Raw genomic sequence first — 12,880 nt, forward strand, 5'->3', positions numbered from 1 at the left:
GAATAATAAAAAGCTGTTTAGTACTTAAAACCAATAATCTTACATACGTGTTTATCTGTCGCAAAATGCTAAGCTATAGTATAACATTGTTGATAAGTCAATAATGCGGTGTTATATTATATCACAACATTATTACCACATATTTTTATAATTATGACAAAGTTAACTTTAATCTCCTCTGCAGTATTTTCTGTTTTATGTTCTCATTCAGCACTGGCTGCCACAGTATCGGGTAAAATTACAGACGATAAAAACCAACCCATTGAAAATGCAGCTGTACATGTCCATGGTAAAAGTCAGGGTGTAAAAACAAATGCACTTGGTGAGTTTTCAATTGAAGTAGACTCGCAGAGTCAATTACATGTAAGTAAAGATAACTTTGTTGATTCACGTATACCGGTAAGCGAGAATTCAAACAACGTCACAGTTTCTCTTATACCGACCTCTGTTGAAACAGTAGTTGTGTATACATCAGCTCTACATAAAAACAGTTTAGAAATGATCTCGCCTGTGAGTGTTTTATCAGGTGACGAGCTTAAAAATAAATCCAAACCAACACTTGGGGAAACACTTAAAGGTTTGCCTGGTGTTAATGCTAGTTACTTTGGCCCCGTTTCATCAAGCCCAATTATTCGTGGCTTAGATGGCCCACGTGTTAAAATTACACAAAACGGCTTAGATGCAAGTGACGCATCGCGTATTGGTCCTGACCATGCAACATCGAGCGACAGTTTATCAGCTGAACAAATTGAAGTTTTACGTGGTCCTAGTACCCTACTTTATGGCTCCGGTGCTATCGGTGGTGTTGTAAACGTAGTAGATAATCGCATTCCTACAAGCAATATTGACGATTTAACCGGTGCGGCAGAATACAGCCACGACACGGTATCCAATTCAAACACTGTTGCTGCAAAGCTTGAAACAGGTAACGAAGGCTTTAACTTTCATTTTGATGGCACAAAGCGTAGCGGCGACGATTACCAAACTCCAACATTTACTATCACCGATGACGATGGTGATGTTGAAACAGAAAACTCTGTAGAAAATACCTTTATTGATAGTGAAACACTCAATTTCGGTACTAGTTATGTGGGCGATCATCTAACAGTTGGTTTTTCTTACGGTAGCATAGACACCGATTATGGTATCCCTGGCCATGAGCATCATCACGAGCATGAAGATGAAACCGAAGAAGAGCATGATGAACACGAAGATGAAGAAGCAGAAGAAGCTGTTTATGCTAAGTTAGAGCAAGACCGTTGGCAGGGCTTAATTAGCTATGCTGTAGATAATAGCTGGGTAGAAAATATTAACCTTCGTGTAGGTTACACAGATTACTCGCACAGCGAAATTGAAGATGGTGAAGTCGGTACAACCTTTAAAAATGAAACCACAGAAACACGTTTAAATGTTGAGCATAAATTAGGCCAATGGCACGGTATGATTGGCTATCATTATAGTGACTCAGATTACGATGCGATTGGCGAAGAAGCATTTACGCCAGCAAGTGTAACAACGACTCATGCGTTATATTTACTTGAAGAACGACAGTTTGGCGATGTAACTATTGAGCTTGGTGCGCGTATTGAAGATTATAAGATTGAAAGCAACATTACTGAAGGTGAGCATCACCACGATCATGATGAAGAAGAGGAAGATCATGACGAGGAAGAAGCGCAAAGTATTGCATACAGTGAAAGCTTCACAAACGTAAGTGCATCAGTCGGTGGTATTTGGCAATACACCCCAGGAGAAAGCGTAGCACTTAGTTTGTCTCATTCAGAGCGAGCACCGCTTTCAGCAGAGCTGTTGTCGAATGGTTTACACATTGCTACAGGTACCTATGAGCTTGGGTTAGGGTATCATATAGAAGATAACGAAGCCCATTTTGAACCAGAAGACATCGAGCAAGAAAAATCTACAAACATCGATTTAAGTTTTAGACGTTTCAGTGGCGATTTTGGCTACACAGTTAACTTTTTCTATAACGATATTAAAAACTTTTACTTCCAAGAAAATACAGGTTTAGTTTTCGATGAAGAAGATGGCTTAGAATCTGCTGTTGGGGCTCATGATGATGCTGTTGCGGTTTATCAATTTAGAAGCAAAGACGCTGAGCTTTACGGTATTGAATTTGACGCTCATTACCAAATAACGTCAAGTGCTATGGTTAAAGTTTTTGGTGATTCGACACGTGCAAAACTAAAAGACGATGAAGGTAACCTTCCTCGTATACCGGCTAATAAACTGGGTTCTGAGTTACAATACGACTTAGGTGATCTACAACTTACGCTTACTGGTACTCATTATTTTGAGCAAGATGATATAACCGCGTTTGAAACCAAAACAGACGGATATACGTTATTTGATGCCCAAGCTAATTACCAGTTAGGGCTTGGCGCCATAGATGCACAGCTTTATTTAAACGTAGATAACATTACCGATGAGTTAGGTTTTGTTCACAGCTCATTTATTAAAAATAAAGCACCACTACCTGGTAGAAATTTCCGCTTTGGTATTCGTGGCTACTTTTAATAACAATATGACGCTTAAAGCTTAACGTTGAAGATCGTTAACTCTCTCTAAAACCGCATTTAGTAAATGCGGTTTTTTTATACCATTTCATTAATAAAGCGCCCTGTTTTAATATACGAAATACTATTGATATTGGTCTTATCGCTAATTAGTGTAATAAATACAAAAAAGCCGTGTTCAAATTGAACACGGCTTTTTAAATTCTTAATTAATATTTAAATTAAGAAAGGATTTCGTGTAACTCAACGTCAAATACAAGCGTTGAGAACGGTGCAATTGCAGCACCTGCGCCACGTTCGCCATAAGCAAGCTCATGAGGAACATAGATGCGCCATTTAGTACCTACTGGCATCATTTGTAATGCTTCAGTCCAGCCTTTGATCACGCCACCAACTGGGAATTCAGCAGGTTGACCACGCTCATAAGAGCTATCAAAAACAGTACCGTTAATTAGTGTACCGTGGTAATCAACACGTACTGTAGACTCAGCAGTTGGCTTTTCGCCTTCGCCAGTTGCTAATACTTCATATTGAAGACCAGACTCAGTAACAGTGATTTCAGGACGTTTAGCGTTTTCTTCTAAGAAGGCAATACCTTCTGCAGAAAGTACTTTAGACTCTTCTTCACGACGAGCTTGAATCTCTTCGTTAATTTTTTCGAATGCAGCTTGGATCTCAGGGATCTCAACTTGAAAAGCGCTACCAGCGTACGCATCTTTCATGCCTTCAAATACTGAATTTAGGTTTAAGCCTTCAAAAGGATTAGACTTAAGTTGCTCACCCATTTGTAAGCCAATACCGTAACTTGCTTTTTCAGCATCTGTAGTAAAATTATCTGACATAATGTGTATTTCACGTTTTGTTAGTTAAAAGACGCGTACATGCTAACACAAAATAAAAGCCGTTTGGGGCTAGTTTTTGCTGAGTTTTACCTTAATTAGGCCAACAATATAACTACAAAGCGGCAAACTGAATAAAATTCCAACAAGTAAAGGTGTAGCAATTAAACCCGACTCACCAAAGAGCATGAATGGTACTGCAATCAGCCCTACAAAACCGATAAATGCAGCTGCAATTACAGGCCAAACCGTATCGTATTTTGTAATTAAGTGAGCAGTCAAAATATTAAAACCCAATCCATAAATAAGTGCCGTTAGCATTGGGTAGTCTGGCTGCGCATCTGATGCCATTTTGACTAATAAATTAACAGCACTTTGATAACAATAACCAAACACAGTCCATAATAAAATATGCTTAATTAATCGCTGTGAGGTTGATAGATTTTTTGTGTTTTTCATTTATTAAACTCCACATAGCAAAAAACCGCCCATAAGGCGGTTTTTTAAATAATGGTGGAGAGATAGGGATTTGAACCCTAGATGGGCTATAAACCCATGCCGGTTTTCAAGACCAGTGCATTCGACCACTCTGCCATCTCTCCGTACGGCGCGAATAATATGGCTAAACGCATTATTTGTAAAGACCTAAATATAAATTTACATAAAATAATAGTTAACTGGTGAGAATATGCCCAGCCTGCTCTTTAATTAATCCATATTTGTATTAATTGGTTAATGGGTTACCGATTACTAGTAGTATTGTTTTGGTCTGCGAGCAATCCATGAGCATATTAAACAAGCTAATAAGCTTAATGCAGTAAAGGTGACGCTTTGAAAAATTAAGTCAAAACGATTTAAATCATCACTGGGGACAACAACAAACATAAAAGCAGGTAAAATGCTGAGTAACAGTACATAGCAACACACTTTAAAAGCACGTCCAAAGTCAAACCGTTTAGTTTGCTGCATCCACACTGTAAGTAATGCCAACATTCCCATCGCTGAGAAAACCATAAAATGAGATGCATTTGTGCTCATTGCAACATATAAAGTAACAAAAGCACCTATAATTCCCCAAATTGACCACGCTAGCCAATTTTCTTTCTCACGTAAAAATAAGTTTCCCATAGTTTTCGTCTTCTTTATCGTTGTTTTTATTAAGACTTTCCATAATGTATCAAAAAACAACCGATTAAAAAACAAACTGAAGAAGAATTAATTTGATGCTTCCGAGCGCTTCTCACAGCAACGCGATTAACTTTTAATACTACTATTCATAACCTTAATGAAATATGACTATGCAAACTTCAAAAAGTTCATACTATTTCACAAAGAGGTAAAATAATTCTCAGGCTTATGGCGCGCAGGCTTTTTGCAATCAACCTCTGGAGTGCCTATGTAAAGGTAGCCAACAATTTCGTCTTTCTCATTTAGTTTTAGCGCTTGTTTAACACCTTGGCTTTGCGCGAAATAACCTGTGCGCCATACGCCCCCTAAACCTTGTGCAAACGCGGCTTGCTGCATTGCAAGCACACTACACCCAGCGCTTTGCACTTGCTCAATACGCGGCACTTTTGGATGTTCTTCGTATTTAGCAATAGCAATTACAATCATTGGTGCTCGAAGAGGAAGTTCTTTGGCTCGGTTAATTACTTTTTCTGGTTGTTGCTCTGCCACGGCGCATTGATGATATATTTCACCTAGTTTATGGCGGGCGTTACCCTGCACAATAATAAACTGCCACGGTGCAATACAACCATGGTCGGGTACACGCAGTGCTGCTTGCTTTATTATGTCGAGTTGCTCAGGTGATGGGCCAGGCTCAGTAAGTTTAGAGTCTGATTGGCGAGTAAGTAAAAGCTCGATAGCATTCATAATAATGTCTCAAAATTCAAAACGCTAGAATAGCATTTAAAACCTTAATATTACCAATCTGCTTACATTCCCCTCGTATTAGGCTGCTTTTTTAAATACGTTTAATAAAGCTAAAGATAATTTAACCTATAAAATGGTTCAGCAGGTAAAAATAAAATGGGTATAAAACTAAGAGTATAAAATACAAGCGGTAGTACAGAATATATTTGTACTACCGCTTTACTATTTTACACCGCACTACTGTTTAATGGCTGATCGCTTTAACCAATAATCAACACTTACGAAGCGCCCTCCACCTACAAAAAATAAGCTTAGCAACATCGCAAAATATATGGCCGAAAACTCTATGCCATTGTTTAAAATTGATGGTTTGCCTTTTTCATACAAGTAATCAGGAAAGCCATGCTCTTCAACTAACCCGCGAATTTTGCCTATGCGATCTTGTACTTCAAGTGAATTTTCGAGACTTTCTTTTGCACCAGGGATAGATAACCAATCAAGAACTTGTGCTGCACTCGTGTCGGGGTTAGTCGGTGCAATGGCAAACCAACCGTTATGCCAATGTACAGATGTTGCAGCTACAACCATTGTAAACATTAGCGGGATACTGACTAAGCGAGTAAATAGACCGATTAATAAGAACCAACCACCTAAAAACTCACTCCAACCAGCTAAAAAAGCCAGTAAATCTGGAAATGGCAAGCCCAAGCCCCATTCACTATTTCCAAACCATTGCACAACATCTGGTGACGCTAATAGGTTATTAAAAAAGCCTTGGGTATCACCACTTATAGCTAGCTTGTTATAACCTGCGATGATCATAACAGGAGCTAAAATAAGGCGAAATAGTAAAGCTGGCAAACCATCTAAAAACGATAATTTACCAATAGCTAAATGATATAGGTGGGTTAGTTTTTTCATGCGTGTCCTGTGTGTTCAAAGTTTATTAAGTTATAGACTATAAACAGCAAAGACCGCATGAATTAGGGCATTATTTCATTTTATTTACCAATTTAAATGTTTCTCGCTATTTGCAATGCTTCAAAAATAGCCCGTTTAGCATCAATAGCAGCAGCAAGTTTAGCACCGCCAATAACATGTACTTTAGCGTTTTCGACCTGTGATTTTAATACTTCATCATTAGAAACTTGACCAATACATGCAATAACCGTATCAACCGCAAGTACTTGTGTTTCTCCTGCTACCGTTATAGTTAAACCATTATTATCAAAGCTTTGATACTGACAGTCAGCAATTTGTTTAACACCGTGCTGCTTTGCTACTTGACGGTGAATCCAACCTGTTGTTTTGCCAAGTTCACTACCAAACCGACCAGAACTTCTTTTAAGCATAAACAATTGGCGTTCGTCTTTGTGCGGTTGTGGCTTACACTCAATACCCCATTGCGATTTAAAGTCACTAATAGTTTGTGATTTATGCTCGCTTAAAAATGCCACCATATCAAAGCCGATACCGCCAGCCCCTAAAATAGCAATGGACTTACCGAGCTCCACTTCACCACGTATTACTTCATCATAAGCAAACACTCGTTTGCCATCACTACACTTAATTGATGCTTCACGAGGGCGCACACCTGTTGCAAACACAATGTCATCGTAGTTGTTCAACATCGAGTCGTCATACGCTTTGCCTAGTTCAACATTTACCTTTAATCGCTCAAGCTCATTGGTAAAGTATGCCAATGTATGATTAAAATCTTCTTTACCAGGTATTTGCATTGCTAAGTTAAATTGACCACCCATTTGGTTTTTTTGATCAATTAACGTAACGTTATGCCCTTTTTGTGCCAAATAACAGCTAGCCGATAACCCAGCGGGGCCTGCTCCTACAACCAGTACATTTTTAGCTTTAGTGGCTTTTTCCAATGGGTAATCAAGTTCAAACGCAGCTTGAGGATTTACCAAACATGTAGCACGTTTATTTTTAAATACATGATCAAGGCAACCTTGGTTACAACCAATACAAATATTAATTTGCTTTGATTGCTGATTAGCATACTTATTAAAAAACTCAGGATCTGCAAGTAATGGCCTCGCCATTGAAATTAGATCAGCTTCACCGGCACTTAAAATATCATTTGCTATATCAGGGGTATTAATACGGTTTACCGCTATCACCGGAACATCCACTACATCTTTTAAACGTTTTGATGCTTCTTTAAATGCGCCCGGCGGTACCATACTCGCAATTGTTGGTACTCGTGCTTCGTGCCAACCAATGCCCGTATTAAAAATATCAACACCTGCTTTTTCAAGTTCAGTAGCTTGAATAACGACTTCATCTGGCGTTGAGCCATCTGGAATTAAATCGATTACCGATAGTCTAAAAATGATTAAAAACTTTTCAGAAACTTTTGCTCTAACCGCTTTAACTATTTCAAGAGCTAAACGCATTCTGTTTTCTAGGCTTCCACCAAATTCATCAGTGCGCTTATTTGTATGCGGAGCCATAAACTCATTGATTAAATACCCTTCTGAACCCATAACCTCTACGCCATCGTAGCCTGCTTTCTCAGCCATGTAAGCTGAGTGAGCAAAGTCTTTTATGGTTTTTTTAACCGAGCTAAGTGACATAGCTTTAGGTTTATAAGGATTAATAGGTGCTTTTATTGCACTAGGTGCTTGATTGAATGGATGATACGCGTAGCGACCAGCATGTAGTAACTGCAAACAAATTTTACCACCATGCTGATGTACAGCGTCTGTGTACGCACGGTGTTTAAATACATCGTAGTAGCTATTAAAAGAAGATGATACAGGCGTTAATTTGCCACGTAGATTAGGGCTGTAACCACCTGTAATAAGCATAGCAGTGCCACCTTTGGCGCGAGCTTCATAAAAAGCGCGTAGACGTTTACGGTTATGCCACCCTTCTTCTAAGCCGGTATGCATTGACCCCATTACTAAGCGGTTACGTAATTGTGTGTGTTTTAATTGTAGTTGTTGTTCTAACATCCTGTGCCTCGTTAACTGGTCTAACCTGTATACATTAACTAATTCTGCTTTAATGGCAAGTAATAAGCAATATGTGCCAGCATTTAATTAAAAATTGTAGTCGAAACTTACATTTATAGCCTCTCATAAACACTTCGTTACGATTTAGCAGTTAAATTTATTTTTATTCTAGGCTAAGATGGAACTAATGTATTAGCTGTACCAAATTAAGGAGCTATTTTGATAGCAAAGGTATTTAAAGGTATTTGGGCTGGAATAAACTTTTCTCGCCGTTTGATACTCAACATTTTGTTTTTATTACTGGTCATCGTTTTTTTTGTTTCACTATCAAGTGATGACGATGAAATAATTATAGAAAACGGCTCTGTGCTTAGGCTTAACCTCAATGGCCCCATTGTTGAAGAAAAAACATATGTTGATCCAGTAGAAGCAGCACTAAACGATGCAACTTCTGGCTCTGAGGCACCAAGCGAAATTCTACTCGACGATGTTGTCGAAGTAATAAATGAAGCAACCAATGATGACCGTATTACTGTCATGCTGCTTGATTTACAAGAAATGCCTAAAGCGCATTTAAATAAACTCAAGCAAATTACTAATGCTATCGATGCATTTAAACAAGCAGGTAAAAAAGTTATTGCATCTGGGTATTACTATACTCAAGCGCAGTATTATATAGCATCGCACGCTGATGAAGTTGCAATGCACCCTTATGGAAGTGTAGCTATAGAAGGCTACGGCATGTATCCACTTTACTTTAAAGATGCTCTAGAAAAACTAGAAGTAACGCAGCATATTTTCCGTGTTGGTACATTTAAATCTGCGGTAGAGCCGTTTATCCGTAATGATATGTCTGATGCAGCTAAAGAAGCTAATAGTGTATGGTTAGGAGCGCTTTGGAGCGAGTACAAACACGATGTTTCAGCAGTACGCCCTTTTGATGAGTCTAACTTTGATGAAACAATGGATGTTTACCTTGCAAAAATGAAAGCAGCCGGTGGCGATGCAGGTAAATATGCACTTGATCACCAGTGGGTTGATTCATTAAAAACAAATCAACAAGTTCGTCAACAATTAATAGAGTTAGTGGGCGCACAAGAAGATGGAAAAACATTTAAGCAAGTATCATTTCGTGAGTACTTAAGCTTAGTTAAACCGCCTATCGAATTTGATAATCCAATTACCGAAAAAGTGGCTGTAGTGGTTGCTAAAGGCACTATTGTAGATGGCGAACGTAAAGCAGGTGAAATTGGTGGTGATTCTACCGCTGCTCTACTTCGTAAAGCTCGCCTTGATGATAAAGTTAAAGCTGTTGTTCTTCGTATAGATTCAGGTGGCGGCAGCATGTTTGCGTCTGAAGTCATTCGCGCAGAAGTACTTGCATTAAAAGCAGCTGGTAAACCAGTTATTGCATCTATGAGCTCTGTTGCCGCTTCAGGCGGCTATTGGATTGCCTCAGCAGCTAACGAAATCTGGGCAGCACCAAGCACAATCACCGGTTCTATTGGTGTATTTGGTACATTTATGACATTTGAAAACACCCTGTCTAAAATTGGTGTTTATTCAGACGGCGTTGCTACAACCGAAATGGCTGGCTTTTCGATTACGCGTCCATTAAATGAAAAAATGGCAGAAGTTATTCAAATGAGTGTTGAAGAAGCTTACGGCCGTTTTTTAGCTGTGGTTGCCGATGCACGTAACATGACCCCGGAGCAAGTAGATAAAATTGCTCAAGGTCGAGTTTGGATTGCTTCTAAAGCGCAAGAGCTTGGCTTGGTTGATAAACTAGGTGATAAGCAAGACGCAATAAAAGCAGCCGCTGCACTTGCCAAGCTTAATCATTATGAAGTTAAAACAATCAAACAAGATTTAAGCCCGCAAGAGAAAATGATTCAAGATATTTTTGGTAACGCGTCAATTAAATCAATGCTTGGATTACAAACACAAAAAGCGTCGGTGTTAGCTACACAGGCTAATTTACAAAGTGTTATTAACCAATTAAGCACAGAAGTAGAAAACCTTAAAGATTATAACGATCCACAAGGCGTATACGCTCGCTGTTTAGTGTGTCGTGTTGCACAATAAAAGTGCACCTACGTTCCTAAGTAGCTGTATTTAGAGCTGCTTAACGCTATACTAAGCCCAGTTTTTTTACTGGGCTTTTTTATGAAACGTAAACGCATTTATATCGCTTACACTGGCGGTACTATAGGGATGAAAAAATCGAGCCGTGGATACATTCCGGCTGAAGGCTTTTTAACTGAAACTGTAGTTAATAACGCAGAATTTAATCGTGAAGAAATGCCTTTATTTGATATTCACGAATACTGCCCTCTTATCGACTCCTCCGATATGTCACCTGAGCATTGGCAACTTATTGCTAACGATATCAAAAGCAAATATCAAGATTATGATGGCTTTGTTGTGCTTCATGGCACAGATACAATGGCATACACTGCATCGGCACTGTCGTTTATGTTCGAGAACTTAACTAAACCCGTTATTGTTACTGGCTCACAAATACCGTTGTCTCAGCTGCGATCTGACGGGCAAGTGAACTTACTAAATGCAATGTATTTAGCTGCTAATTACCCTATCGCTGAAGTTAGCTTATTTTTTAATAATCAGTTATTTAGAGGTAATCGAGCAACCAAAGCACATGCAGATGGCTTTAATGCGTTTACATCGCCTAACCTTGAGCCTTTAGCATTATCTGGTATTAATATTCAGCTTATTAAAGGTCAGCTTAGCCCGTATGTTGAAAACGAGTTACAGGTAACCTCAATTACACCACAGCCAATTGGTGTACTTTATTTATACCCAGGTATAAGTAAAGAAGTGGTGGAAAGCCTAGTTAACGGCAGCATAAAAGCATTAGTATTACTCAGTTTTGGCGTAGGTAATGCCCCGCAAGATCCAGCTTTTTTAGCCATACTTGAGCAAGCGAGTAAACGTGGTGTAGTTATTATTAATTTAACCCAGTGCTTGAAAGGCCATGTAAATATGGGCGGCTATGCAACCGGCAATGCACTTTTAAATATTGGTGTAATTAGTGGTTACGATATGACTTTAGAGGCATGTTTGACTAAATTACATTACTTACTTAGCCAAAAGCTTGAAGTAGAAACTATACGCCATTTAATGCAAGACAATTTACGCGGTGAATTAAGCAGGTAACTTTTTTTACCAAAAAGCAAAAGGCACGCTATTTAGCGTGCCTTTAGTGTGTTACGTAACCAAATTTTGATTACGTAATAATTATCTAACTTTAGCGTCTAAATCGACTAAGTCAGTTAAGTGACAAGCCTCGCCACTGTGAGTTTTTACACCATGCTCACCAAAGTAATCACGCTGGGCTTGTACTAAATGCCCATTACTAGGTGTGGTAAGTGTTGCTAAATACGTTTGCGTAGCGCCTAATACCGGAAATGCTAAACCAGTCATTACGGCTTGGCCAGTAATTTTGCGTAAAGAGTTTGACTCTTTGTCAAGAGTATCAATAAATTCAACACCTTGTGCAACACTATCTAAGTAGTCAGCACGGATAATACAACCCGCACGCCACGTTTGAAGTGTCTTAGATAAATCAACTTTCCACTGGTGAGTACGCGATGCGCCTTTGATAAGTGCTAAGCCTTGGCGGTAAGCTAACAAACTTGCAAGTAAAAATGCGTCTTTTAACTCTCCTAAATCAATATCAACATTATTAGTAGATTTAGCTGCGTACGACATTTCTTGTGCAGCAGTTGTGTTACACGCGTTTGTTAAATGACGCGCCTGCACTGCAGCTACAAGTGATGGTACCGCAATACCTAGTTCTAATGCATTTTGTGCAGTCCAAAGACCGGTGCCCTTGGCGCCTACTTTATTATCAATTAAGTCAGCAAGAGGCACGTTATTTTGATTTTCAAGTGATAAAATATGGCTAGAAATAGACAATAAGTAGCTATTTAATTGACCCTGAGACCAATCATTAAAAATTTCAGCAACTTCTTTAGGTGAACGGCCCGTGCCAATACGAAGTAGTTGATATACTTCGGCAATAAGCTGCATCAAGGCATATTCAATACCATTGTGAACCATTTTTACAAAGTGACCACTGGCAGATTGGCCAACGCGTGCAAAACACGATTCACCATTAAAACTCGCAGCTGCTTTTTCAAACCACGGTTCAATTCTTCCCCAACCACCTTCAGAACCACTAGCCATCATAGCAGGGCCATGGCGAGCGCCTTCTGCCCCACCTGAGATACCCATAGTGGCAAATTCAAATTTGTTTTGGTATTTAAGTTTACGCGTTATACCATCTTTATAATTACTGTTACCGCAATCTACAATGATATCGTTACACTCTACGCCCGCCTCTACTAGTTCACTACACACGGTATCGACTAGTTCTCCAGCAGGAACAAGTAATAAAATAGAACGAGGTGCTTCTAAACGCCTTACCATGTCTCTTAAATCAGAAACAATGTGAAGTCGTTCAGCCATGCCTTGAGATTTAGCACAGCTTAATAACTCTTCACCCGCATGTGGGTTTTTGTCATACGCAACGAGCGTTATCCCTTTTTCAATCAAGTTTAGGGCAAGATTTTTCCCCATAACGCCTAACCCTACTAATGCAACTTGCATTTAGTGTCCTCCTCGGTAACAACTA

The 12,880-nt window shown here is 39.1% G+C and carries 10 protein-coding genes and 1 tRNA gene; 3 read left to right on the top strand and 8 right to left on the bottom strand.

Features of this window, described 5'->3' with window-relative positions; all coding sequences use genetic code 11:
- Nucleotides 1–153: 153 nt before the first annotated feature.
- Nucleotides 154–2,535, top strand: coding sequence for a TonB-dependent receptor (locus J8L73_RS07230; RefSeq protein ID WP_211015753.1), 2,382 nt, complete (start codon nt 154–156; stop codon nt 2,533–2,535).
- A gap of 220 nt (nt 2,536–2,755) precedes the next feature.
- Here J8L73_RS07230 and J8L73_RS07235 read toward each other — a convergent pair whose 3' ends face one another.
- The 7 genes from J8L73_RS07235 to J8L73_RS07265 all read right to left on the bottom strand — a co-directional run bounded on the left by J8L73_RS07235 (nt 2,756) and on the right by J8L73_RS07265 (nt 8,223).
- The gene (locus tag J8L73_RS07235; protein WP_089347571.1) at nt 2,756–3,376 is read right to left on the bottom strand and encodes an FKBP-type peptidyl-prolyl cis-trans isomerase; all 621 of its coding nucleotides are present in this window, start codon (nt 3,374–3,376) and stop codon (nt 2,756–2,758) included.
- Nucleotides 3,377–3,445: 69 nt separating this feature from the next.
- Nucleotides 3,446–3,832: a hypothetical protein gene (locus tag J8L73_RS07240; RefSeq protein WP_211015755.1), complete on the bottom strand. Its 387-nt coding sequence runs from the start codon at nt 3,830–3,832 to the stop codon at nt 3,446–3,448.
- 52 nt (nt 3,833–3,884) lie between these two features.
- Nucleotides 3,885–3,975: transfer RNA gene (locus tag J8L73_RS07245), tRNA-Ser, on the bottom strand.
- Nucleotides 3,976–4,123: 148 nt separating this feature from the next.
- Nucleotides 4,124–4,501: a hypothetical protein gene (locus J8L73_RS07250; RefSeq protein ID WP_211000152.1), complete on the bottom strand. Its 378-nt coding sequence runs from the start codon at nt 4,499–4,501 to the stop codon at nt 4,124–4,126.
- Nucleotides 4,502–4,699: 198 nt separating this feature from the next.
- On the bottom strand, nt 4,700–5,248 hold the full coding sequence (locus J8L73_RS07255) for an NAD(P)H nitroreductase (RefSeq protein WP_211015757.1): 549 nt from the start codon (nt 5,246–5,248) through the stop codon (nt 4,700–4,702).
- A gap of 237 nt (nt 5,249–5,485) precedes the next feature.
- On the bottom strand, nt 5,486–6,169 hold the full coding sequence (locus J8L73_RS07260; RefSeq protein WP_211015759.1) for a DoxX family protein: 684 nt from the start codon (nt 6,167–6,169) through the stop codon (nt 5,486–5,488).
- A gap of 92 nt (nt 6,170–6,261) precedes the next feature.
- A complete protein-coding gene (locus J8L73_RS07265) occupies nt 6,262–8,223 on the bottom strand; it encodes an NADPH-dependent 2,4-dienoyl-CoA reductase (protein ID WP_211015761.1) in 1,962 nt (653 codons plus the stop codon).
- 219 nt (nt 8,224–8,442) lie between these two features.
- On the opposite strand from J8L73_RS07265, the gene sppA reads away from it, so the two are divergent.
- Entirely contained in the window at nt 8,443–10,308 is a 1,866-nt protein-coding gene (sppA, locus tag J8L73_RS07270; protein WP_211015763.1) for a signal peptide peptidase SppA, read from the top strand.
- Nucleotides 10,309–10,389: 81 nt separating this feature from the next.
- Nucleotides 10,390–11,400, top strand: a complete 1,011-nt coding sequence (gene ansA, locus J8L73_RS07275) for an asparaginase (protein WP_138683616.1) — start codon at nt 10,390–10,392, stop codon at nt 11,398–11,400.
- A gap of 81 nt (nt 11,401–11,481) precedes the next feature.
- On the opposite strand, the gene gndA is transcribed toward ansA, so the two are convergent.
- Entirely contained in the window at nt 11,482–12,855 is a 1,374-nt protein-coding gene (gndA, locus tag J8L73_RS07280) for an NADP-dependent phosphogluconate dehydrogenase (protein ID WP_211015765.1), read from the bottom strand.
- Nucleotides 12,856–12,880 lie beyond the last annotated feature (25 nt).

This window comes from Pseudoalteromonas sp. MMG006, from assembly GCF_018101025.1.
In the GTDB taxonomy this organism is placed as follows: domain Bacteria; phylum Pseudomonadota; class Gammaproteobacteria; order Enterobacterales; family Alteromonadaceae; genus Pseudoalteromonas.